Below are 24,294 nucleotides of genomic sequence, written 5' to 3' on the forward strand. Positions count from 1 at the left end.
TTGACTATCCGGCGACCGCGGCACAGCCATACCGATCAGGAACCCATCGATGAAAATCTTAAAAAGATGTTTATGGAATTGCGATTTTCATGAATATCTTTGTTAATTTTAAGACAGGAAACCCGTCACGTTTCCAGGTTGAAAAGTATTGCGCCAGAGCCTCCACCCGCTCGCCTCGTGGCAATATCCAAAGATATTATTAATAAAGATTTGCATGAAATTGCCTGTTTCACTATGATCTTTGTTATGCCAAAGACCTCTGTAGCCGTGCTGCAAATGCCTCAGGCCACCATAGCGGCCCTTGAGCGATTGGGGGCGGACCTGGCCGTAGCGCGCCTGCGCAGGAAGGAATCACTCGTTTCGTGGGCGTCAAGACTCGGTGTCTCTGTTCCGACCCTGATGCGCCTCGAGGCAGGAGAGCCTGGCGTGGGAATAGGCATTTACGCCACGGCCCTCTGGCTCATCGGTCGAGACGGTGCGCTCGCTGAACTGGCGGCTCCGGAAAAAGACCGGGGAGCGTTGGAGCTGGATGTGAGAGAAGCGGTTGCGCTCGGAAAATCCCGCGCGCAGGCATCCGCGGAGTCGCGGCAAAAACGCAAGGAAAAGCGAGGTGGCTGAGTGCCAAAAAGTGCCGGCACGCGATTTGACGAACTCTTCGTCTGGTTACTGGAGGACCCCGACTCGCCTCGCATGGTCGGCGAACTCAAACTGGTCGACAAGGGGGTTTCGCTCAGATACGCGAGTTCCTGGCTGAAATCCGGATTCCCGCTGAGCGAGGACCTGCCTTTGGTCGATATTGAACATCTCCCTCGTGCCAGGGGGGTCGCAGTCGGTGCCGTCGATGACGCGCGGCCTGACCGATGGGGCGAGCGAGTTATTCAGTACATCGACAGGCCTCGACGTTTGTCTCTGATGGAGTACCTGTACTTTGCCGGCGATGAACGTTTTGGCGCCATGGGCGTATCGACATCGGAAAAAAACTATCTGCCTCGCACGGTGGGGCCTTTGCCCCGGCTCCAGAACGCGCAGGCGCTAAGCGAAATCGTCTCCAAAATAAATGCAAAAGAGCCCATCACGTCGATAGAGAGAACGATGGTCGCGTCCGGAGGCAGCTTCGGCGGCGCAAAGCCGAAGGCGCTGATAGAAATCGATGGAGAACAGTGGGTCATCAAGTTTTTTAACAATGAGCCGATCGATGTGCCTCTTGTCGAACACGCTACGATGACTCTTTGTGCGAAGGCGGGTATCACCGTTGCAGAAACGCGGCTGGTGCCGCTATCCGGTGAGAACGCTATTGCGGTTCGGCGATTCGACCGGAAGGGTGTCAGGCGCATGCACTGCATATCGGCCGGCACAGCCCTGCGAGCAGCAACGCCAGAGACGGAACAACCCGACTTGAGTTATCCCGGTCTTGCGCAACTGCTGCGCCGGCTGGGTCGAACCACGGATGACGAAAACAGGCGGGAGATGGCGGAGCTATTTCGTCGAATGGTTTTCAATATCCTCGTCGATAACACCGACTACCACGAAAAAAACCACTCACTACTGGTCACGCCCAAGTCTGACGAAAAGCGGGCGGCAACGCGGCGCGCCGGCTAAGTCGTTCGGACGGATCGGGATCGCGCCGCTGTCGATCGTCGAATTGCGACGTTCGCGTGAAGGCGTGTGGACCTGGCGGGCGGGTGCTGGTTAAAAGCGTGGGAAGAAAGGAAAGCGGGAAGGAAACAGCAGAGGAAAAAGAGAACATGCCTTCGTACCCGCTGGGCGCCACGTCCGACGCGGTAACGTCGAAGCGCGCTCCTGCGTCGCCCACGGTAAGGCGACACGACATCCGATCCCGTAGCGGGTGGCTACGGCGGGCGGCCGGCGCAGGTATGTTGGTCCGCGCGGCTGTCCGGGCTTGAAAGCAATGTAGAAAATATACCCGGCGCGCCCCTGTAAAGGCTTCCTGATTGCCCGCCATTTTGCCGTCAAGCCGAAACGTTCTTCCGCTAGAATGATTGGCATCTGAATAATCTTCCGCCGATCCATCATGAGCACGCGAAACCGTCCACTGGACAGTCAGGACCGCAAGATCCTGCGCGAACTGCAAAGGAACGCCCGGCTCTCGAACGCGGAGATGGCGGAACTGGTCGGCATGTCCACGACCGCCTGCTGGAACCGCACGCGGCAACTGGAATCCGACGGCTACATTCGCGGCTATGTGGCGCTGCTGGATAGCGCGAAGCTCGGCTTCGCCGATGTCGTGTTGCTCGAAGTCACGCTGGACCGTCACGACGACAACGCCCTTGCCCGCTTCGGTGCCGAACTGGCGATGCTGCCGGAAGTATTGGAGGCGTATCTGGTCTCGGGCGAATACGACTACCTGGTGAAAGTCGCCGTCGACGGTACGGCGGGATATGAGCGCTTTCTGCGCGAGAAGCTCTACAGCATCGCCGGCATTCGCCACAGCCGGTCGATGTTCGCGCTGCGCTGCATGAAGAGCGTGCCGTCGGTGCAGATCACCTGACGTCGCGTTCCGGCCGGTCTTTCGCGTGATCGCGAAGCGCATCCGGACCGAAAGCCACAGCCGAACGATGCGTCAAGGCGCGTCAGTGGAAGGCGGCCCGGCTTCCTGCGACAGCCTGGCTTTGGCATGCCGCATCTTCTCAAGCGTCTTCGGTCCAAGTCTTAGTGCAACGCCGATGGCAAGCGCATCCATGATGCACAGATGCACGATGCGCGACACGCCTGGCGTATTGGGATCGATCGCGGTTGGCACGCGCAGGAGCAACGGAATGTCCACGAGCCACGCGAGACGCGAGCCGACGTTCGTCAGGCCGATCGTCGTGGCGCCGCGCTCCTTCGCGATCTGGATGCTTTCGTTGACTTCGACGCTGCGTCCCGAATGCGAGATCGCGAACGCGATGTCGCCGGGTTCCATCAGACCCGCGTAAAGCCGTTGCAGATGACCGTCGGTGAAAGCGCTCGCCGCGATGTCGAGTCGCAGAAAACGTAGCGCCGCGTCCTGCACCGCGAGCCCGGAGCCCGAACCGACGCCGAAGAAATACACGCGCCGGGCCGTGGCGATCGCCGAAATCGCCGCTTCGACCGCCGAGGGCTCCAGTGCGCCGCGCGCATGCGTGATGCCTTGTACTGCTGCTTCGCTAACCTTGTCGAAGAGCGTCTGCAGGTCGTCGTCACGCGCGACGGCCGTCGATGCATACGGCAGCCCGCCCGCGACGCTCTGCGCAAGCAGCATCTTGAAGTCGCGCAGCCCGTGTGCGCCGATCGCGCGGCAAAAGCGCGTAACCGAAGGCTCCGAGACGTCGGCGCGCTGCGCGAGTTCGGTGATGCTGGCGCGCATCGCGAAGTCGACGTCGCCGAGCACCATGTCGGCGACCTTGCGTTCGGCCGGCCGCAGCGACGCAAGCGCGTTGCGAATATGGGGAATCAGGTTCGGAGCGGACACCCGTGTGTTCCTGTTGGGTTAAAAACTCCGCGTTCCGTCATTGCTCCGACGGCTCCGGCAACACGCGGATTCAGCCAAGCCTGGCACCACTTTGCGTGTCGAACAGATGCAGATGTCGGGCCGGCAGCCCAAGCCCGACACGCTGGCCAGGCTCGATCGTCGAGCGCTGACGCGTCGTGACACACCACGTGCTGCCGCCAATTTGCCCGTACAGATGGGTTTCCGCACCCGTCGGCTCGACGACTTCCACTTCCATCGCCACGCCCGTGTGCGCCGCGGTATCCGTTTCGATGTGCTCCGGCCGGATGCCGAGCGTCACGCGCGCGCCCGGCGCCGCATACGCTTTCGCCGCCTCCGGCAGCGGAATCACGTGACCGTCGGAAAGCGCGAGCGCGAAGCCCAGGTCGCCCTGCACGATCGAGCCTTCCGCGAAATTCATCGAAGGCGAGCCGAGGAAGCTCGCGACAAACAGGTTCGCCGGACGATCGTAAAGTTCAAGCGGACGGCCCACCTGCTCGATGCGGCCCGCGTTCATCACGACGATACGGTCGGCCATCGTCATCGCTTCGATCTGGTCGTGCGTGACGTAGATGATCGTGTTCTTCAGGCGTTGATGCAGCGCCTTGATTTCCGTGCGCATCTGCACACGCAGTTTGGCGTCGAGGTTCGACAGCGGTTCGTCGAACAGAAACAGCGACGGCTCGCGCACCACCGCGCGGCCCATCGCCACACGCTGACGCTGGCCGCCCGAGAGCGCGCGCGGCAGACGGTCCAGATAGCTGCCGAGATTCAGCATCTTCGCGGCCGACTCGATACGCGGTTTGAAATTCTTCTCCGATTCCTTGCGGATGCGCGGCCCGAACGCGATGTTTTCGTACACCGACAGATGCGGATAAAGCGCGTAGCTCTGGAACACCATCGAAATATTGCGTTCCTGCGGCGCAAGCGCATTCGCCCGCGTGCCGCCGATCATCAGATCGCCGCCGCTGATCTCCTCGAGACCGGCCACCATGCGCATCAGCGTGCTCTTGCCGCAGCCCGAAGGGCCGACCAGCACGACGAACTCGCCGTCTTCGATATGAAGGTCGATGCCATGCACGACCTGCGTATCGCCGTAGCGCTTGAAAATGCCGCTCAGTTGCACTGCTGCCATGCTGTCCTCGTCAGGATCCAGAGCGCCGCGTGTGATGCGCGACGTTCATCGTTCGAACTGCTTTAACTGCTTTAGCCGCTTTAGCCGCTTTAATCTTTGGAACCGGGCTTTGGCCTAGAACTGCTCCAGCGTCAGTTCCTCCGCCATCATGCGGTTGCCCGCCATCAGGCCGCCGTCCACCGGCAACGCCACGCCGGTGATCACCCGCGCTGCCGGCGACGCCAGGAACAGCACCGCGTCGGCGATATCGTCAGGCGTCGCGAAGTCGCGCAGCGGATACCATTTCTTGAGCGCCTCGAAAACCTGCGGGTTCTTGTCGACGCGCGCCTGCCACGCCTGCGTCTTGACCGTGCCCGGGCAGACGATGTTCGCGCGGATGCCGTAGCGCCCCAGTTCCAGCGCAAGCGCCTTCGTATAACTGATGAGACCCGCCTTGGCCGCGCTATACGCGGGGTGCCCAAGCGATGCCATGCCGTTCACCGAGCCGATCAGCACGAGCACACCGCGCTCGCGCTCGATCATCGCCGTGCGCACCGCTTCGACCGTGTGATACGTGCCGTTCAGATTCAGATGGACGTCGCGCTGCCAGCTGGCGGCGTCGGTTTTCGCGAGCGTCAGGCCTTCGGCCGCGCCCGCGTTGGCGACCACCACGTCGACCGGCCCGCGCTCCGCCACGGCCTTCGCCACCGCGTCGTTCACCGCCGCGGCGTCGCCGATGTCGACCGCCACTGGCGTGACATGCGCGGCACCGAGCTCAGCGGCCAGCGCGGCAAGCGCGGTCGCGTCGATATCGAGCGCCAGCACCGTATCGCCCTGTTCCACGAAGCGTTTGCACAACACCCTGCCGATTCCGCCGCAGGCACCCGTCACCAAGACCACGCGCTTCATGTCCGTCCTCGCCGATGTTGCCTTTGCGCGCCGTTTCTCATCCGGCGACGCCTTGACTGCCCGTAAAACTGCTCCCTGATTCGTGCCTGCCGCATCTTTTGCGAAGGCCGCGGCCACTCGTTGTTTTTACCTTACGACGCCTGTAAATTTCCTACAAACACGGCGCCTGGCGGGCTTTCCTGCGCATCCGGCTTTTGCCCGGCGCATTCCTGCACCGCACAAATATGCCTTCTTTACAGCATATTAAGCACAAAGTGCCTGGATAAAAAATATGGCGAACCCTACGTGACAACTATTTTTTCGTCCTGTAGGATTTTTTCAAACAATCCAAACCCAGCAGCCGGCTACGGCGGCAGACCACCCCAGGAGAGACGAAAATGTCGTTGCATGCACGTGCTTCACTTACGCTCGGCAAGCTGGCCGTTGCGCTTACCCTCGCCGGTATCGCAATGTCGGCACAGGCCGATACGGTCCGGGTGACCGTTGCCCACTACAGCGATTCGACCGCGCCGTACTTCGAGAAAATGGCCAAGGAGTTCGAAAAGGCCAATCCCGGCACCACGATCAAGATCGAAGACGTGAACTGGGACACCTTGCAACAAAAGCTGCAGACGGACATCTCGGGCAACGCCAACGCCGATCTGGCCATCGTCGGCACGCGCTGGCTGCTGGATTTCGTGAAGGACGACGTGGCTGAGCCGCTCGACGGCTACATGGACGCGTCGTTCAAGTCGCGCTTCATCGGCCCGTTCCTCGCACCGAGCGAGATCGGCGGCAAGACCTACGGCCTGCCGATCGCCGCATCCGCCCGCGCGCTGTACTACAACAAGGATCTGCTTGCCTCGGTCGGCTATCCGAACGGCCCGAAGACGTGGAACGACGTCATCGATGCGTCGAAGAAACTGAAGGCCAGGGGCGTGGCCGGCTTCGGTCTGCAAGGCAAGGAAATCGAAACGGACGTGTATTTCTACTACGCGTTGTGGACCGAAGGCGGCGACGTGCTGGGCAAGGACGGCAAGGCAGCGTTCAATTCGCCCGCTGGCGTGAAGGCCGCGACGATGTACAAGCAGATGATCGACGAAGGCCTGACGCAACCGGGCGTGACGGGCTACAGCCGCGAGGACGTGCAGAACCTGTTCAAGCAGGGCCGCGTCGCGATGGTGATTTCCGCACCGTTCCTCGCCAAGCAGATCAAGAAGGAAGCGCCGACGCTCAAGTACGGTATCGATCCGATTCCGATGGGCACGAAGGCTGCCACGTACGCCGTCACCGATTCGATCGTGATGTTCAAGAACTCGAAGGTGAAGAAGGACGCGTGGAAGTTCCTCGACTTCCTGTTCACGAAGCAACCGCGTGTCGAGTTCACGAGCACCGAAGGTTTCCTGCCGACGACGAAGGCTGAAGCGACCGATCCGGTGTTCAACGATCCGGACACGAAGGCATTCGTCGCGCTGCTGCCGACCGCGAAGTTCGCACCGACGGTAACGGGCTGGGAAGACACCGCGAAGGCCGTGACCGACGCGATGCAGGCAATTTACCTCGGCAAGGCCAAGCCGGCGGACGCGTTGAACAACGCGGCCACGCAGGCGAACAAGGCGCTGGGTCATTGATCCGGCGGGCCGCATCGAAGCGATTCATGTTTTGAATGCGGCCCGTTTGCTGTTTTCCGGGCTTGAGCGAACGTAGCGTATAGCAGTCGAAGCAGTTCGAGCCCCGCCTTGATCGGCCCATTCTGGCGCGCCGGCGTGATATTGCATCATGGCCGGCGCCTCTTTTGATCGAGCACGCATGAGCCGTCCCGCTTCTTCCCGCCTTCCGGCGCCCTGGTTGCTGATTGCGCCGAGTCTGATCCTCGCGCTCTTCATCATCAGCTATCCAGTTTTCAGCATCGTGTGGCAGTCCGTGCATGAGGTATCGCGCTTTGGTGCGATCCGCGACTTCATCGGACTTGAAAATTTCAACGCGATCTTTACCGATCCCGTGTTTCTCGGTGTAGTGCGCCGCACGCTTGTGTGGACCGTGTGCGTTGTAGGCGGCACGATCCTCGCATCGGTGCCGGTTGCGCTGGTGCTCAACCAGGATTTCCACGGTCGTGGCATTGCGCGCACGATCGTGATGTTGCCGTGGTCCGTTTCGCTGACGATGACGGCCGTTGTCTGGCGCTGGTCGTTCAACGACGACTACGGCATGGTCAACGTGACGCTGCAGCGTTTAGGCCTGATTTCAGGCCCGATTCACTGGCTCGCCACGCCGGGGCTCGCGTTCGCCGTGGAAATCGGGGTCGGGATTCTCGTATCCATTCCCTTCACCGTGACGATTCTGCTTGGCGGTCTGTCTTCGGTACCGGGCGATATTTACGAAGCCGCGCGCATGGATGGCGCGAGCGCGTGGCAAATGTTCCGCAAGCTGACGCTGCCGCTGCTGCGTCCGTTCGTGAACATGGCGATCCTGCTGAACGTGATTTACGTGTTCAACTCGTTCCCGATCATCTGGGTGATGACGCAGGGCGGCCCCGACAACGGCACGCACATTCTCGTGACCTATCTGTATGAACTTGGTTTCAGGCTTGGCCGGCCCGGCCAGGCGGCCGCCGTGTCGCTCATCATGCTGGTCATGCTACTGATTTTCTCGATGGTGTATCTGCGCCTTCAGCCGAAATCGTCAGGAGACCTCGCATGAGCCTCAAGATGAAACGCACCCTCTGGTGCTGGCTCGCGCTTGCGCCGCTGGTTATCGTGATCCTGTTTCCGTTCGCGGTGATGCTGTTCACCGCGCTCAAGCCTGCTAACGAAGTGTTCGTTTATCCGGCGCGCTGGCTGCCGGTGCACTGGCAGTGGCAAAACTTCGTCGATATGTGGACGGCGGCGAACTTCGGCGTTGCGCTGCGCAACAGCACGGTGATCAGCCTGCTTTCGACGGCGCTGGCGCTGGCTGTCAGCCTGCCGGCGGCCTACGCGCTAGCGCGCTTTCCGTTCAAGGGACGCGGCGTGTATCGTCAGTTCCTGCTCGTCACGCAGATGCTTTCGCCGATTCTGCTGGTAGTGGGTCTGTTCCGGCTTGCCGCGATGATTCCTTATGGCGACGGCAATCTGGTCGATTCGAAGATCGGCGTGATCGTTTCCTACGCGGCGTTCAACATCGCGTTTGCGGTGTGGATGCTGTCGTCGTATTTCCAGACCGTGCCGCGCGATCTCGAAGAGTCGGCGTGGCTCGAGGGCTGCAGCCGGACGAAGGCGGTTTTCAAGGTGTTCCTGCCGCTCGCGGTGCCCGCGATCGTCGTGACCGCGATCTTCACGTTCATCAACGCGTGGAATGAGTTTGCCGTGGTCTATACGCTCATTCGTTCGCCGGAGAACAAGACGTTGACCGTACAGGTGACGGATATGGTGGCGGGCAAGTATGTCGTCGAATGGCATCTTGTGATGGCCGCGACGTTGTGCGCTACGTTGCCCGTTTCGGTAGTGTTCGCGTGGTTGCAGCGGTATCTGGTCAAGGGCCTGGCGCTGGGCGCGGTGAAGTGAGGGTGAGCGACAGAGCAATCTGTCGCTCCGGCTCAGCCAGGCGTCCAGCGATAAACAATAACGCTGGACTCGTTGTAGTTATCCTTCGTGATGACGTACTCGCCGGTCGATCGCAGGTATGACCTGAGGCCATACATCGAATCCACGTCATTGCCGACATCCACGCTGGTGGGGCTGGTGTTGGTCAATGTCATGTCCAGGTTGCCTGTGTTGAGATTGAACGCGTCGATGTTGGGTACGGTGTGTACGTATCCGACAAACAGATAGTTGCCGGCCGCCGTGATCGACTTGGGATTGGGGTTGGCGATGTTGATCACCGGGTTCGGCGATCTCTGGTTTCCCGCGCGCCAGCCGTGATACACCTCGATCCTCGTGCCGATCGACGTCCAGTCCGTGCTCCCGACAATGCCTTGCGCCAGGATCATTGTGTCGCTATCCGCGAGGTAGATGATTCGCGTCATCGGTCTGATGGACATCGGCGTGGAGTACGTCACTGCCGCACCCCAGGCCGGCTTGCCGTCGGCATCGAATCCAGTCAGCGGGTAGTAGTAGATATGGTTCGTCCTGTCGAGGCCGGCCCAGATGTTTCCATTGCTGTCGAGAGAAAATCCGCCCGTGACGGGCGCAGTCGTATTGAACGCCGTACCCGGTAGCGAGGCGTCCGGTATTGCGATGTAGCCATTGGCCGCGTTGAAATGAAAGAAGTAGAAAATCCCGGGATTCTGGCCGGATGCTACAAGAATCCGGTTTGCACCGACGGTGGCGATTTGCCCGAAATGCTGGCCGCGCTGACCGTCGTTGAGAGCGATGCGTGGATCCGACGGATAGTCGACCGGATCGACGGTGTTCGCTACGAATGTTCCGCCGGCGGTGCCGGTGTAGACGTTGAAACCGCCATAGAAGTACGCGCCGTCTGTAGCGGGGTCGGGCGCGCCGTTGCCTTCGAAGTTCAGCGCCTGAAGCTTCCATCGCAGGTTACCCGAGCTGTCGTAGGCGTGAATGTCGGTGGTGCCATTGCGGCCGAGGTCCCAGGTTCCACCCCATGGGTTGTTGAGGACATACAGGTTGCCAGCGGCGTCTTTGCCGATGCCGGTAACGCGGGTGAACCGCTTGTCGCCGACCTGACCTTTGATGCCAGCCGTGGTGTCGAGATACCCGCCCTGAATGCCGAATGTGCCGACCTGAACGGGCCTGCCGACGGCACTGAATATCTTGATGTTCATGTCGGGTCCCTTGTCGCCCGCCATGAGCTGCCGGGTCGTCGGGTCGAAATACAGCGCGGACGGCCGGGACGCAGCGGACATCTGGATCGTATTCAAAGGTGCGCCCGCAGGACTGAATTCGACGATCCTGCCAGCACTTTCCTGCGCAACCCAGATGTTGCCTGCGCCGTCCACCGCGAGCGCACCAGGACCTGAAACATTGATATCCCGCTGCCAGACGCCATCCGTGCTAAAGACCCGGACGCGATTGCCAGGAAAGTCGCTCGCGTAAAGGAGCGCGCCCGATGTCGCGAGTCCCGTGATGACATCGGCACGCGCCTCGGTCGTGGTTGCGCTAACGGGAATGACGAGGTCGCGTGTTTGCGTGGTCCGGTTGTACCGCCCCACCCGTCCGCCGCCGTCCGTTCTGCTGAACTGCAAGGCGGCGAAGATCGACGTTGCATTGCCCGTGATGGCGCTGCCCTGGAAATCATTGTGCAGCCCGATGGAACCTGCGCTCTGGCCGTTCCGGTAGATAGCAACGCCGCCCTCGTTTTCATCCCACATCGATGCTGTATAGATCACGCCCTCGGGCGCTACCCACATGGAACGCGCACCGTTACCGACGTAAGTCGTATTCGTCCCAAACGTGTTCGCCAGCCAGTCAGTGGTGTACTGCGCCTGACATTCCGGTGCAGTTGCCGCGATCAGCACGACGGCGGCGAGCAGGGCACGGATGCTTTTATTAGCCAATGCGCATGGCGTATGCGGAACAATCGAGGCCGCTGCCGGACAAGGCGCGGAGAACATCGGCTCTCGTATCCAGCGGGCGAAGCTGTCGCTTAAGGTCGATGCGATTCTGGTCAGCATAAGTCCTTACCCTTTGCGTTTTACAGCGGGCACGATACTCGTGAAAGCCGTCCGGTAGCAAACTTGTAGTCACTGGGAATAAATCTGGTGACGACCAGTTGTATTCCTCGGCCAATTGCGAGCGAAACTCCATTGTGTATTTCGTCATTAAAAACCCCAAAAGAGGTTGGATCGGGGAATCATCGGAATATCACTGAGGACCGCAATCAAAAGCGCTACGAACAAGCCAGGAACGCAGAAAAATTGGACGGATGAAAGGTGGACAGCGTCAGGATTGGTCACTTATTTCCCCGTTCCATGAGGTGAGAACGTCGGATCTATGGGAATAGTCCCAGGACCGCGGGCACGTAGGGAACGCCCGCCCCAATCCCAACAGAGATGACGTTGATATATCGGATCGGATCATGCCAAGGCCTGGCTCCAGGCAGCTGTGTTGGAAGGCGCGCTAGATACCAAGATATTTGCCGAGCCCGATATTGATCGTATTGCGTCCGTCATCCCAGATGATTCCAATGCTCGCGCCCACATTTTCCATCAGCAACGCCATCCTTGTTCACTGACACGCGCGAATACCCCGAGAGGCGCTGTCCGGCCTAAAACTTCACTTAGAAAATGTGCATCGCCTCCGAGTGGCTACAAAGCGCGATGCAGACTTCGAAGCAAATGCCTCGCAACGAGGACTTCCTCAGAGAAGTCGCAGCGGGGCTTCTTAGCGAACCGGTGTCGCATGTGCAACAACCAGGAATTGCGCAAACCGGACGACAGCGCCGTGATGCTCGCACACACCCACAGGAACATTTAATAGATTTGCGCCCAGCAGGACCGGAACCAATATCGGCCACAGAAGCAACAAACCCGGCCGAAGCCGGGTCTCGTCGTGGCTCGCTGGGCACCATAACCGGCGCTCGCCTATCATGCTGCGGCAGCGCTCACTGAAGCCAGAAGGGCTTTCCTTCTAATGCATCGTACTCGGCCAGTGGCTTGTTTTTGTCACGTGCAAACCCGGGCAGATCGGAGATCACCACCCGAACAGGTTCGTATGAATATCCTGGATAGGTCCTAAAGCTTTCATAGTTAAGCCGAGCTGATTCGACACACCGTGCGAAGTCGACGAAATATTTTCCGAATACGTCTGCCAACGTCGGCTGGTTCGAATCCAGCCACGTCTTCTCAACATTTCCTAGTATCGACGAATCCCAGTCGATCGCCGACACCGGCAGCCCCGCAAAGAGCTGCCGCACCTGCTCCATCAGCGCCGATGCCGCCTCCAGTTCATCCAACCGAAGATAACGCCGATACAGACGATCCGTCAGCAGCCCCCAATCCTGCTCCGGGTAGGCCTGCTCCGCATAAGTTCTTAGGCAATCGAAGAACAACACCACGTCCGAGGCCGGGCCTAGTTCACAGATTGAACTTCCACCATGAAACCCTATCTTTCTCATTGCGTTTTGAACTGAATAGCATTGGGACTAATGGCACCGTTCGATTTACTCACAATGCCTTGCCGTATAGCCACTTCTTGTTGAAGTGTCACCGTTTGTCCGCGCACATCAATCACAACCTGCTGCTGCATACCGTCCGGCAGATTGTCCGCGCGCTGGATCGCCTGCTGAGAAACGTTGTTGATCAACCCGTTCGAGTTTGTGGCGATATTGTAGTTCTTCACTTCGAAACTCGCGGTCCCATCGTCCGACACAAAGTCAGGCCGCACGCTGCCCGACGTGCCGTAAGGCACCTGCTCGCCGTTAAGGTAGCTGACCTGGGGGGTATAGCCCGGTCCCAGATCCGTCCCGACATCATTTTCTGACCCACGCGGTGTCGGGCGCGTTATCGTCGCGCTGTCGCTGGAATCGCTGCTTCCGCTACTGTTGCCGCTCGACAAAATCGCATTCGACGGCGTGCCTCCCGTGACCGGAGCTGCGGCCTGTCCGGCGGCCGAACCCACCAGCACCGCATCCGAACCCGCAGCAGGTGGTGAACCGCCACCCGTACCCATGACCGCGTTCACTCCGTTTGCGATACCCTGGGCGACCAGATCCGAAGGGGACTGGGATACCTTCCCCTGCGCGCCGGACTGCGCCTGTCCACCAAACTGACTGATCCAGTTCTGGACCGAACCGACCGGATCGCCGTAGGTGTTCTGCAACCACGTGCCGAAAGCGCCCAGCAAACCCCCGCTTTTCGCGGCGTCGGCCGCGTGATCCCCAGTATTGTTCAACGCCTCATTCTGCGCAGCCGTCGCTGCGCCGCTTACATTCGCGCCCGCCAGTCCTGCCAGGCCACCGCCGAGCAACGTCGCAAAGCCCGCCAGTGCTGCCTGCTGCCCAGCGTCAAGCGGCGCGCCCGTAGGATCAATGGCCTTGAGGAAGTCCGGGCTGAATGCCGCACTCGCAGCCCCGCCAATGGCACCGCCTGCACAGCCAGTCCCTTCGACCGCCGAGGTGGCACAGCCCAGCCCTGCGTGTGCTACAAGATAGGCAAGCTCTCCTCCTATGGGTCCCAGATCATCCTTCAGTATGGGCTGCGCATCGCCAATCGCATCCGCTCCCGACGCCGCCAGTTCCTGCGTCAGCGCGTTCGTAAAGGCATCGGCAAGACTACCTCCTTCAATCGCCGTACCGACTCCAGCCGAGATCCCCGCCTCGCCCAACATCGCAAGAGCACGAGTCTCGAGCGTCGTCGCGGTGGAAGCGCTCGCCTGACTCACACTGGTGCCCGCCAATGGGCTAGTACCAGCGAGGCTCGCGAGTGAGTTGACGCTGCCGCCGACTGTCAGCGGCCCCGTCGTAAAGCCAAATCCATTGTCAGAGCTGTACGTAATGCCATTCGTCAAGCCCGCCGTAATACCCGCCACGGCGGCAGCTTCGAACGCACTGCCCCAATTCAGGCTGCCGGTCATCGTGAGCTGCGAGGCGATGCTCGACGTAAACCCGGCAAGCGCCGTCGACACCGCGATGTTGCCGACCCCGGCAGTCACGGTCGCCGAGCCCGCTGCAAAAGTGCTGCCGGCCGCCGTGCCGAGCGTCGCCCCGATCGCCGCGCTCGCCGCCCCCGCCGTCATGATCGAGACGACAACGGCAAAGGCCAAGCCGACGATCTCTGACAGCCCGAACCCACCCATCGCGGTGAAGCTCGTATCGAAATGGTCGCTAACCGTCGTCTGCGTGAAGCTCGTGCCTAGCTGTTGCTGCAAATTGGCGATGAACTGCTGCGTGCCAGCCTGGTCGACCGTACCGTTGTTACCCAGCAACTGCAGCGCGCCGCCGATCTGGTCGAGCTTCTGTACGTTCAGATCCATGCTTGCCGCGCTCATGAAGCCGCCCGGCTGAACCTCCGTGCCGCTCGTCTTTTCGTACCCCGTTGCGGCGATGTACTGCCACATATCCCCTACATTGACCTGATTCGCCTGATTGGTCAGCGTGCCGGTATTGACCGTTAGCGTGTTCGACGCGCCAATCGAGCCGGTGTTGAGAATGCTTCCCTGCCCATCCTGATTGAAATTGAGCGTGACGTTCTGGCCGGTGATGTTGCCGCCTCCCGACATTGCATTCCAGTCCGGCGGCAGGTAGACCTGCGGCATTAGCGCAGTAACGGTCGGACACGTCACCACACCCGTCGAGACGCAACCCGGGTCGGGCACCGACTGCTGGACGTACCACAACATCGGCTGGGTCAACGCGTTGACCTGTGTTTGCGATAGAGCATCGCCAAGCTGCAGATTATTCTGCTCTGCGTAGTTGATGGCGTTCTGATACAGAATGGCCTTTTCCTGATCTGTAACCGACAAGCCCGTTTTGCTGTCGTAGGACAGTCCGTTCAAAAAACTGGCCTGACCTGTCTGCTGCAACGCCGCTTGCTGCAGCATCAGGTCTTCCGCCTGCGGGTTGTAGTAGAACAGCGTCGAGGACGGCTGCAGACTCGGTGGCAAGTTATTCAATAACGTTTGTGGGCCAAGCGCGCCGAGCGTCGATCCACCGAGCGAGCCGGTGATGTACGACGCCGTGCCCGCGACGGAAGCAGGCAGCGGTGCGCCTACCGAACGCGGCGTCGACAGACTCAGCCCCGGCAGGTTCACCATGCTCAATGAAATGACCTGTGACGGCGCATTCACGCGCGGCGTATAGGTGTTCGCGGTGGTGATGCCGTTGATGAGCTTCTGCCCCGTCAACGAGACGGACGTGCCGATCACGTTGCCGACATTCTGAATCTCTCCGTTCGACGTAATCGACAGGTTCGGCGCCTGGATCGTCGATGCGATGTTGCCCACCGGCGTCGGCGGATCAATCGTGCCGCCGGCGCCCGTATACGCACTCCCGTACAGCGCCGTGCATTCAGCCACGGAACCGCAGGCCCAGACGTCGTGGCGCTTGTCGGAACTGAAGTCACCGGTCTCCTGTACCCAGTGCGAGTGCCAGTAAGCATTCAGCGTCTGGGCTTCGTTCACCACCGGACCGGCGACATTGATCGACGCACTCGTACCGGCCGAGATCAGACTACCGATGTTGGTGAGGCTTCCCGCATTGATCTGCAGGTTGTTGCCCGCGCTGATCACCGACGAGTTGCCGCTTTGCTGATCGACGTAGCCTTCGCAGTAGCTTTCCTTGTATCCGCCAGCTGTCATGCAACCGTTGTACTGCTCCGTTGCTCCGTAGTTCTCGTGAACGGGCACGGGCGGCGGCAGGTTATTCGTGATTGCACCCGATACATTGAGTGTTATGTCGTTGCCGGCGACGATGTTGCCCGACGTGTTGTTCAGGCTGCCAGCCGGTGTAGTGGAGCTCGCTGTGGTTCCGACTCCACCGATAACAATGTCGTGACCTGCAAGCAGGCTTCCGTACGTATTGTCGATTTGCCCTGCGGCAATCACCAGGTCGTTACCGGCGAACACCGTGGCACTCTGCTGGGCATAGGAGAACGTCGTCGTATTCGGATTGCCACCGCGCATGGCATTGCCAGGCTGCGTCGTTGAGACCGAATTGTATTGCCCCTGGTTGGTGAACGACTGTGCTGCGCTGGCGTTGAAGTTGTTGCCGGCGTAGAGCAAACCACCGTTAACCAGATTGCCGCCCGACAACGTCATGTTCCGGCCGGCAACGATCTGCCCTTGCGAGCCGAACGTAGTGGTCGTACTGATAGAGCTCGGAGGCACATTGGCGGTTGGGTTAAATGAAACGGTTGACTCCGGCACCACCGTTCCGGATATGCCTAACCCAACTGTGCCGTAAATCCCGACAACTCCCAGCGCATTCATCTGCGCCATGAACGCATCGAGCTGCGCCTGGTCGACAGTATCGACAATCGTCGCGGTGGCATTGCCCACCGGCGCGTTGTTGAGCGACTGCACGTTCAGGTTGACGTCGAGTCCAGCGGAAATTGTGCTGCCGGCGTTCGACAGGGTGCCAGCCGAGATATTGACGCTGCCTCCGGCGGCGATCACGCCAGGCGACACCGAACCGGACGCGGTGATTGTTCGATCGATCCCTGGCAGGGAAATATACTGGTGATCTCCGGGCTGCGCGTTGCCGACCTCTACGTTTGCACAGGCACTGGCATCACCGTAGCATGTGCTTCCGCCGGTTCGAACATCAACGTCTCCGTTGGTGACGTCCGGCTTGAGCGTAGCGATCGTGGCCGCCGACCAATACTGGTTCAGATAGCAGTCACCCTGGCTGTTTTGGCAGTACCAGCTATCCAGCGTCCCGACAACGATCTGATTCACCAGGTCCGGGTTTGCTGAAGCACCGACGAGTTGTGTCGTCGTCTGTGTCGGCCCCTGGAACGCGTCGTTAATTACCGCGCCGGCAGCAATGCTGATATTGCCACCCGCTACAATCGACCCAACCGTGTTGTACACATTCGCACCGGTATTGAGCGCGATGTTGCCGTTTGCCTGTGTCAGGCCGTACTGGTTGTCGTAATTGCCACCGCCGTTGAACGCAAGGTTGCCAGCACTTTCAATCGTTCCCCGATTGGTCACGCTGCCGTTTAGCGTCAGCAAATCGCTGGCGTGTATCACCGCTCCCGCAGCGTTACTCAACGTCCCGCTGAACACCACGTCGTTACCCGTGAGTTGCCCGAAGTTCGCAAACGTGCCGTTGGTGGAAAGCGTCAGCGCCGCCGTCCCCGTCATCGTCCCGGAGTTATTGATGCCGTTCAGGCCCGTCAACGTTACACCCTGGCCGCCGTAGTTCCACGTCCCGGTGTTATTGATGGAACCTGCGGTAATCGAAAGCTGTCCGCCCTGACTAATCGTCCCCTGCGACAGATCGAACGCCGCGTTCACCGCGCTTACACCCATATTGCGCTGCGCAAGCAGCTGGCCTCCAGCATTGTAGAAAGCGCTACCGCCTCCGTTGATCGTGAGCGAAACATCGCCTGTCACGGGTCCGCTGGGCGTATTCGGATTGCCCGCGAAGATGATCCCGTTCTGGTTGTTCAGCGAGCCTGTGTTGATCGTCAGGCCGTTCACCGCCATCAACGACCCGCCCGTATTGTTTAATGCACCTGCGACCGTCACATTGGTCGTCGCGCCATTCACCAGGCCTGCATTGGTGAAGTTCGTCGCATTGATCGTCGTGGTAGTCGTCGACGCCAGCGACGCATTCGTCGCATTGGTCAGATTCGGCGCGGACACGTAAAGCGCCCCACCTGAGAGCACCTGGCTGGCGTTATAAAACCCATTCCCCGAAGTCAACGTCGCGGCTCCTACCGCATCCACCGCTGCTCCCATCAGCGACAGCTGGCTGGTAGCCGTTGCCGTCAACGTTCCGCCCACAATCGCTGTCCCCAGCGTCACATTCGTGCCGCTGAACTGCATGTCCCCCGTCGACACCATTGACGCCTGGCTCGCATCGAGCGTGCCCTGCGCGGTCACGCTCACATTCTTCGAGCCACCTTGTGAGCCGCTCAGCGTGATGTTGCCTCCGCTCAGCGCGAACTGCCCCGCCACCGTGCTCGTGCCGCTCAAGGTAAGCGTTTGCCCGGCGCTCATCGTCGTATCGCCGTTCGACGACACGCCCGCCACGGCCACATTGCCCTGGGTCCCGGTGACATTCACCGTCCCCATCGACGACACTGCGCCCGTCACCGTCGCATTACGTGCAGCCTGAATCGCTACGCTGCCGCCAGACTGCAGGTCACCGCCGAAGCTCACGCTGCCACTGGTGGAGCGGGCCGTCACATCACCCACCGCCGTCGTCGCACCAAACGACATATCTCCGTTCGCCACAGCCGTGAACAACCCCGCGCCCTGAATCCCCCCAAGCGCGACATCGCCCCCCGCGTCGATCGCAATGTCCTTGTCAAACGTCAGTGAGCCACCGCCGTTCACCGAGCCGCCCGCGTTGATGGTCACGAGGCCGAGGCCGAGGAATGCGCCGGTCAGCGTTGCGGTGCCACCCGAATTAATCGTCGTATCGCCGTTGACCAGTTCGCCGTTCAGCGCCAGCGAGCCGCCGGAAGTGACCTTCAGATTGCCCATGCTCGTCACGGCGCCGCCGACGCTCAGGTTGCCGTCAGTTGCGCTCAGCGTCACGTCGGAGTTCGCACCGACCGTGCCGCCTGTCGTGAGGTTACGGCCCGCCGTTACTGTGAGCTTGTCTGTGGCTGAAGCATTCCCGCCGACCACCGCGTCACGCGCGGCCGTCACGCTGAGCGCGCCGCCCGATGCGAGCACGCCGCCCACGTTCACGTCACCCACGCCGTTGTGCCCCTGCGCCTGCAACGCAATTGCACCACCAGCTTGCGCGGAACCCATCGACAGATCGTTGCCTGCCGTCGCATTCAGTGCTCCATTGGTCGCGACACCGCCTGTCACGCCGATACTGCCGCCCGCGTTCAGCGTCGCCTGCTGGCCAAACGCAACGGAACCGGCATTGATCGAACCGCCGGCCGTCAGCGTGCCCACGTTCTGCGCGCCGATGCCGCCGGTCAGCGTCATGTCGCCGCCCGACGTGAGTTGTGCGTTGCCGCCCACCGTCGTCGCGCCGGAGAAGGTCAGCGCCTGGCCCGCGCCTGAAATCAGATTGCCTTGCGTCGTGACATTCGTAGCGCTCGCATTGCCGCTGATTGCCGTGAGCGTCAGGTCACCCGCCGAATTGACGTCGGCGAGCGCGATATTGCGCGCGGCGTCGATCGTCGTCGTGCCGCCCGTGTTGATCGCGCCGTTCACGCCGACATCACGCGACGCTTGCAGCGCAAGCGTACCGAGCGCAGTGGCCGTGCCGCCGAGCGTCACATCGCCGCCGCCCGCGTTGCCACTCGCAGTCACGGCGAGGTTGCCGGTCACCGCCTGCACGCTGCCGAGTCCGGCGTTGTTGCCGCCCGTCACCGTGACGCTCGCGCCTTGCAGTGCACCGGTCAACGCGAGATCGTGCGATGCACTGAGCGTCGCGGCCTGAGCAAACGCAGCGGTGCCCGAACCATTGATATCGTGCGACGCCGTCAACGTGCCGCCGAGCTGGCCGGCAAGAGCTCCGGTCAGCTGGATGTCGCGGCCCGCCTGCACGGTCACGTCTTTAGCCACGTTGATCTGGCCACCGAGTTGCGTATCGAGCGCAGACGTCAGATTCAAAGCACCCGACGTGGTCGTGATGCCGGTAAGCGCAATGCTGCCCGTCGTTGCCGTAGCCGTCAGATCGCCGGCCGTGGTTTGCACCGTGCCGCTCGCCGACACGTTGCGTTGCGCCGCAAGCGTCAGTGCATCGCCGGTGGTCAACGACCCGCTGACGAGCACATCGCGCGCACCGCTCAAGGTCACGACGCCAGGCGCCGTGGCAGTGCCGGTGATAGCGGCATCGCCACCGCCCGCGTTGCCGTTCGCGGTGAGCATCAAGGTGGTCGCCGAATTGACGTCGTGCAGTGCAGCGTTATTGCCGCCCACTGCATCGATGACGTTCGCCTGCACACCGCCAGTCAGCGCGATGTCACGTTGCGCCGTGTAATGCGCTGCCTGCGCAAATGCTTGCGTACCGGCGCCACCGATATCGCGGCCAGCGGTCACGACTCCGTTCGCCTGCCCGATCAGCAAGCCGTTCAACAGCGCATCCCGGCCCGCGTTCAACGTCGCGTCACCAACCGCACTCGTGCTCGCCCCAAGCGACAGATCGAGACCCGTCGTGATATCGAGCTTCCCACCGCTGTTGATACCGCCTGTTGCGTTCAAGCTGCCTTGCTGCGCATTGAGCACGGCATCGCCGATCGACTCCACCGCGCCCGCGACGTCGATATCGTGTTGCGCATTGATGCCGACTGTCGTGCCGCTCGCAATCTTGCCCGTCGAACTGACGGTCACATCGTTCTGCACGGTCGCGGTTGTAGCGCCCGCCGCTGCAACGGAACCGTTGACCGTGAGGTTACCCGGACCATTAGCGGTGTTGGTGCCGTTTGCGTTCAGCGCAAGCGTGCTCGCCGACTCGACGTTATCGACACCGATGTTGCCCGCGGCCGTCACCTGAACCGCCTGGCCCTGGATCAAACCACCTTGCGCCACATCGCGGCCCGCCTCCAGCGTGGCCGCCTGCGTGAAGGTCAATGTGCCCGCGCCGGCGATATCGCGCCCCGCCGTGACGATGCCCTGCCCCAATCCCGCGAGCATGCCGGTCACGTTGGCGTCACGTGCCGCATTGAGCGTCGTGTCGAGCGCGGCGGTGGTCGTGCCACCCAGGTTGATGTCAGTGCCCGCCTGCACGTTGAATGCACCGTTGCTGGCAAGCGCGCCAGTCGAACCGACGCTACCGTTCCGCGCGCTCAGCACGGTATCGTTGGCCGACTGGATCGAGCCGCTGATCCCGATGTTCTGGCCGGCATTCAGCGTGACTCCTGCGCCGCCCGTCACCGCACCGGTGATGTTCAGGTCCTGAGTAGCGGCAAGCGCGAGGCTCGATGCCGCCTGCACGTCATGCAGCGCCGCCGAACCACCCGCGTTCGTTTGCACGGTACCGCCGCGCAGCGAACCGGTCAGGTTCGTATCGCCGCCGGAGCTGACGCTCGCCGCGAGACCGAACGCACTGGTCGCCGCGCCGGCAATCGTGCCGCCAGCGGTCAACGTGCCGTTGCCCTGAGCGACCACCGAGCCGTTCATGGTCAGATTCTGGCCGGCGTTGACCGTCAGATCGCCGAGCGCGGATGTGCCTTGCGTGCCGAGGTCGACGGATTGTGCGGCGTCGATCAGCAGGTTGCCGCCGGACTGGATGTTGCCGGTACTCGTCAGCGAACCGGCCGCGTTTTTCAGCGTGACGTCGCCATTCGATGCGACGCTGCCCGCAATCGACGTATTGCCGCCGCTCGTCACGCTCAACGTGTTCGCGCTCTGCAACGCGCCGCTAATCGACGTATCACCGCTCGATGTCAGGGCTGCGGTCGACAACGATGCGACAAGGCCATTGACCGCCAGCGTGCCGCCGTTCGCCGCGACCTGCAGCGTCGAGTTCGCCTGCACGTTGTTTAATGCCACCGAGCCGCCCGCCGTCAGCGAAACGCCCGCGCCTTGCAGCGCGCCAGTCACCGACAGGTAGTTCGCCGCGGTAACGTTCGCGTCCTTGACGAAGCCGCTGCTGCCACCCGCGAGCACGTCATGTCCCGCGTTGAGCGTCGCCGCGCCCTGGCCGGCGAGCGTACCGCCAATGGTCAGATCGTGACCTGCGGTTAGCGTGGTATCGCCAGTCACACTCGTCGCGCCAGTCAACGCGATATCCTGCGCGCCGTTGACAGTGAGATCCGCCGCGCCGTTCAATGTCCCGCTCGAATTCACGCTGCCGTTCACCGCCGCGACCGACAGATCGCCGACTCCCTGCACCGTGCCCTCCGTGGCCACGGTGACATTGCGCTGCGCCGTCAGCACCACTTGCGAGCCGCCCGCCAGCGTGCCCTTGACGACGACATCGCGCGCAGCCTGCACGTTCGTCGCGCCGACTGCTGCGGCGTTGCCGTTGAAGCTCACGTCACCGCCGCCGTTGACTCCGTTGGCCGCGACACTAAATGCGCCGCCAGTCTGTACGTCAGCGAGACTCGCGTTGTTGCCCGCCGTCACTTGCAGACCATTGGCCAGCAGCTTGCCGGTGAATGCCACGTCCTGCCCGGTGGTCAGCGTGCCGTTCTGGCCGAAAGCCACCGAACCGCCGCCAGTGAGATTGTTCTGCGCGCTGAGCGTACCGTCCTGTTGCACGATCACGACGCCGGGCGCATCGAGGTTACGCCCGGCGCTCGCCTGCGCGTCGGTGCCCACGAGTAACGAGCCTGCGACGGAGATATCGCGCGCGGCATCGGCGGCAAGCGTCGTGCCGCTGGCGAGCGATCCGCTCACTGAGAAATCCTGACCCGCGCTCACCGTGACCGCCTTCTGTGCGGTGGCTTGTGCGGTCACGCTGATATTTTGACCAGCTGTCAGCGCGAGATTATTGCCGCTTTTGACGGTCGCATCGGCCGACACGCTGCCTTGCGTCGCCGTCAGCGCCAGATCGCCCGACGTTTGCAACGCCGCGTCCACATTGACATTGCGCTGCGCAGTAGCCTGCAGCGTGCTGCCATTGGTCTGCCCGTTCACGTTGACATCGCGCGCGGCCTGCAGGCTCGTCGCACCACCCATCACCGAGGTGCCGTTCAGATTGATGTCGCCCGCGCCGTCGTTGCCTAATGCGTTCACCGCGAGCGCGCCGCCGGTCTGTACGTCACCAAGCGTGACGTTCGCACCGCCCGTGATCGCGGTATCACTGTTCGACTGTGCCTTCGCGATGTTGACGTTGCCACCCGCCGTCACCGCGAGCTTGCCGCCCGACTGGATCGTGCCGGTCGATGTGACGTCGCCGTTCGCATTGATCGTATAGCCGCTGATGCCAACGTGCGCGCCGGTCATCGACAGATTGCCGTCGGCCTGCAGCGTGGCTTGCTGCTGCGCGGCCGAGCCGTTCACCGTCAGATCGCCGTTCGACGACAGCATGAGATCGCCGGTATTCGCCGCCATTTGCGCATCGGTACGCACACCCATGCCGGCCGCCGTGCCGATCACCTGGATCTGGCCGGCGGTCATCGCGCCGAATGCGGTGGCATCGATCGCGAGACCATTGTTGGCGCGACCGTTCGCGTTGTTGATCGCAGCGGCTGTGTTGTCCGAACCGTTCGTCGACGTCGCATAGGTAGTGCCGCTACTGCTCGCCGCCGACGGCAGCACGAACTGCCGTCCGGCAATCGCATTGATCCGCGAGCCGGCATACAAAGGCGCATTGATGCCAATGGTCTCGCCGATCAGATCGATTGAGCCGACCGTGCCTTCGATACCCGCACCGGGACCGTTCACGCCCGCGTTGCCTTCGATCTGGATGTGACCGCCGCTCACGCTATAACCGATCGCCTGCGCGTTGTTGAAGTCGGTGACGGTGCCGTTCAGGTCACTCAGGAATTGGGGCGTACCGGTCGACAACGTAACGCCGATCGTATTCGTGAAGCCCGTGCCGTTGGTCGTGATGCCGTTCGGGTTCGCGATGATGACGGTCGCGGGCGCACCGAACACTTCGAGCGGTCCGTTGAGCAAGCTCGCGTAACCGACACCCGTCGACGTCACCTGGTTGACGATCACGCTCGCCGTACGTCCCGCGAGATTCGGGTTCGCCTGCAGATCGCCGCCGGTGAGCGACGTGCCGCCCATCAGGCTATTGTTCAGAATCAGCCCGACCGGATCGATATCGAAGCGCTGATACCTGTTGAGCGAAATCCCTGCCGCATTGGGCGCCGTGATGTTGACGACGGGCACGCCACCGCCCGCGCCAGTGGTCTGCGTGATTTTTGGCTGGAACGAGATCGGTGCGGTCGGATCGACAATCAGCGCTGCCTGCGCCGTTCGCATCGCAAAGCGGATATGCACCGCACTCAGATCGATGATGCGTTGCCATGCCTCGTCATCCAGACGATGGCTGCCGGCGGCCAGCACACCGGCCGCGTCGCGGCTTTGCTCGAACGTGATCGAGAGCGGCCCGGCGAACAGCGTCAACGCGACGAGCGCCGACACCACACGCTGCCACACGCGATACGCACGCGCGGACGTGGGCAGCGCCCAGCGCTGCTGCGCGTCGTGTGCCTGCCGGTTTTGCTCGAGTTGTCGTAACGCGTTGCGCGTGGACGTGTTCATGGTGCTCTCTTCTTCTGGTTTTTCTTGTATTTCTGGCACTTCTTCTGCGCCGCTTCGGGCGGCCAACCCGAAACGGCGCGGCAGCAGTT

The 24,294-nt window shown here is 61.6% G+C and carries 12 protein-coding genes; 6 read left to right on the forward strand and 6 right to left on the reverse strand.

The features are described 5' to 3' along the window. Nucleotides 1-177 precede the first annotated feature (177 nt). The 3 genes from LPA34_RS15650 (at nt 178) to LPA34_RS15660 (ending at nt 2,509) form a co-directional block, all read left to right on the forward strand. The gene (locus tag LPA34_RS15650; protein ID WP_228979669.1) at nt 178-618 is read left to right on the forward strand and encodes an XRE family transcriptional regulator; all 441 of its coding nucleotides are present in this window, start codon (nt 178-180) and stop codon (nt 616-618) included. Nucleotides 619-690: 72 nt separating this feature from the next. Beyond that, nucleotides 691-1,599 (forward strand): type II toxin-antitoxin system HipA family toxin, encoded by a 909-nt coding sequence (locus LPA34_RS15655; RefSeq protein ID WP_228979671.1) that lies wholly within the window; start codon nt 691-693, stop codon nt 1,597-1,599. A 433-nt stretch (nt 1,600-2,032) separates the two neighbouring features. Continuing rightward, entirely contained in the window at nt 2,033-2,509 is a 477-nt protein-coding gene (locus LPA34_RS15660; protein WP_228979674.1) for an Lrp/AsnC family transcriptional regulator, read from the forward strand. A gap of 72 nt (nt 2,510-2,581) precedes the next feature. Here LPA34_RS15660 and LPA34_RS15665 read toward each other — a convergent pair whose 3' ends face one another. The 3 genes from LPA34_RS15665 to LPA34_RS15675 form a co-directional block, all read right to left on the reverse strand. Next, entirely contained in the window at nt 2,582-3,451 is an 870-nt protein-coding gene (locus LPA34_RS15665; protein ID WP_228979676.1) for a MurR/RpiR family transcriptional regulator, read from the reverse strand. Between the two features lie 70 nt (nt 3,452-3,521). After that, nucleotides 3,522-4,604 carry an ABC transporter ATP-binding protein gene (locus LPA34_RS15670; protein ID WP_228979678.1) on the reverse strand — a complete coding sequence of 361 codons (1,083 nt, stop codon included), beginning with the start codon at nt 4,602-4,604 and terminating at the stop codon, nt 3,522-3,524. 114 nt (nt 4,605-4,718) lie between these two features. Further along, nucleotides 4,719-5,492: an SDR family oxidoreductase gene (locus LPA34_RS15675; protein WP_228979679.1), complete on the reverse strand. Its 774-nt coding sequence runs from the start codon at nt 5,490-5,492 to the stop codon at nt 4,719-4,721. Nucleotides 5,493-5,869: 377 nt separating this feature from the next. On the opposite strand from LPA34_RS15675, the gene LPA34_RS15680 reads away from it, so the two are divergent. The 3 genes from LPA34_RS15680 (at nt 5,870) to LPA34_RS15690 (ending at nt 9,013) form a co-directional block, all read left to right on the forward strand. Further along, a complete protein-coding gene (locus LPA34_RS15680) occupies nt 5,870-7,102 on the forward strand; it encodes an ABC transporter substrate-binding protein (RefSeq protein WP_228979680.1) in 1,233 nt (410 codons plus the stop codon). A 178-nt stretch (nt 7,103-7,280) separates the two neighbouring features. Beyond that, nucleotides 7,281-8,171: a carbohydrate ABC transporter permease gene (locus LPA34_RS15685; RefSeq protein ID WP_228979683.1), complete on the forward strand. Its 891-nt coding sequence runs from the start codon at nt 7,281-7,283 to the stop codon at nt 8,169-8,171. Next, nucleotides 8,168-9,013: a carbohydrate ABC transporter permease gene (locus LPA34_RS15690; protein ID WP_228979684.1), complete on the forward strand. Its 846-nt coding sequence runs from the start codon at nt 8,168-8,170 to the stop codon at nt 9,011-9,013. Before LPA34_RS15685 ends, LPA34_RS15690 begins: the two co-directional genes overlap by 4 nt. A gap of 32 nt (nt 9,014-9,045) precedes the next feature. On the opposite strand, the gene LPA34_RS15695 is transcribed toward LPA34_RS15690, so the two are convergent. The 3 genes from LPA34_RS15695 to LPA34_RS15705 all read right to left on the reverse strand — a co-directional run bounded on the left by LPA34_RS15695 (nt 9,046) and on the right by LPA34_RS15705 (nt 24,205). Beyond that, complete coding sequence (locus LPA34_RS15695) at nt 9,046-11,085, reverse strand: SMP-30/gluconolactonase/LRE family protein (protein ID WP_228979687.1); 2,040 nt, start codon at nt 11,083-11,085, stop codon at nt 9,046-9,048. Between the two features lie 929 nt (nt 11,086-12,014). Continuing rightward, nucleotides 12,015-12,467, reverse strand: coding sequence for a hypothetical protein (locus LPA34_RS15700; RefSeq protein ID WP_324251753.1), 453 nt, complete (start codon nt 12,465-12,467; stop codon nt 12,015-12,017). A 56-nt stretch (nt 12,468-12,523) separates the two neighbouring features. After that, nucleotides 12,524-24,205: a two-partner secretion domain-containing protein gene (locus LPA34_RS15705; protein ID WP_228979693.1), complete on the reverse strand. Its 11,682-nt coding sequence runs from the start codon at nt 24,203-24,205 to the stop codon at nt 12,524-12,526. Between the last annotated feature and the right edge of the window lie 89 nt (nt 24,206-24,294).

It is taken from the genome of Paraburkholderia gardini (assembly GCF_907164575.1).
GTDB lineage: Bacteria > Pseudomonadota > Gammaproteobacteria > Burkholderiales > Burkholderiaceae > Paraburkholderia > Paraburkholderia gardini.

Bases quoted from the DNA above. Each gene is read 5' to 3' on its own strand.
- LPA34_RS15705 (WP_228979693.1), bottom strand. From the start codon at position 24,205: ATGAACACGTCCACGCGCAACGCGTTACGACAACTCGAGCAAAACCGG.
- LPA34_RS15660 (WP_228979674.1), top strand. From the start codon at position 2,033: ATGAGCACGCGAAACCGTCCACTGGACAGTCAGGACCGCAAGATCCTG.
- LPA34_RS15680 (WP_228979680.1), top strand. From the start codon at position 5,870: ATGTCGTTGCATGCACGTGCTTCACTTACGCTCGGCAAGCTGGCCGTT.
- LPA34_RS15655 (WP_228979671.1), top strand. From the start codon at position 691: ATGGTCGGCGAACTCAAACTGGTCGACAAGGGGGTTTCGCTCAGATAC.
- LPA34_RS15675 (WP_228979679.1), bottom strand. From the start codon at position 5,492: ATGAAGCGCGTGGTCTTGGTGACGGGTGCCTGCGGCGGAATCGGCAGG.
- LPA34_RS15690 (WP_228979684.1), top strand. From the start codon at position 8,168: ATGAGCCTCAAGATGAAACGCACCCTCTGGTGCTGGCTCGCGCTTGCG.
- LPA34_RS15670 (WP_228979678.1), bottom strand. From the start codon at position 4,604: ATGGCAGCAGTGCAACTGAGCGGCATTTTCAAGCGCTACGGCGATACG.
- LPA34_RS15685 (WP_228979683.1), top strand. From the start codon at position 7,281: ATGAGCCGTCCCGCTTCTTCCCGCCTTCCGGCGCCCTGGTTGCTGATT.
- LPA34_RS15695 (WP_228979687.1), bottom strand. From the start codon at position 11,085: ATGCTGACCAGAATCGCATCGACCTTAAGCGACAGCTTCGCCCGCTGG.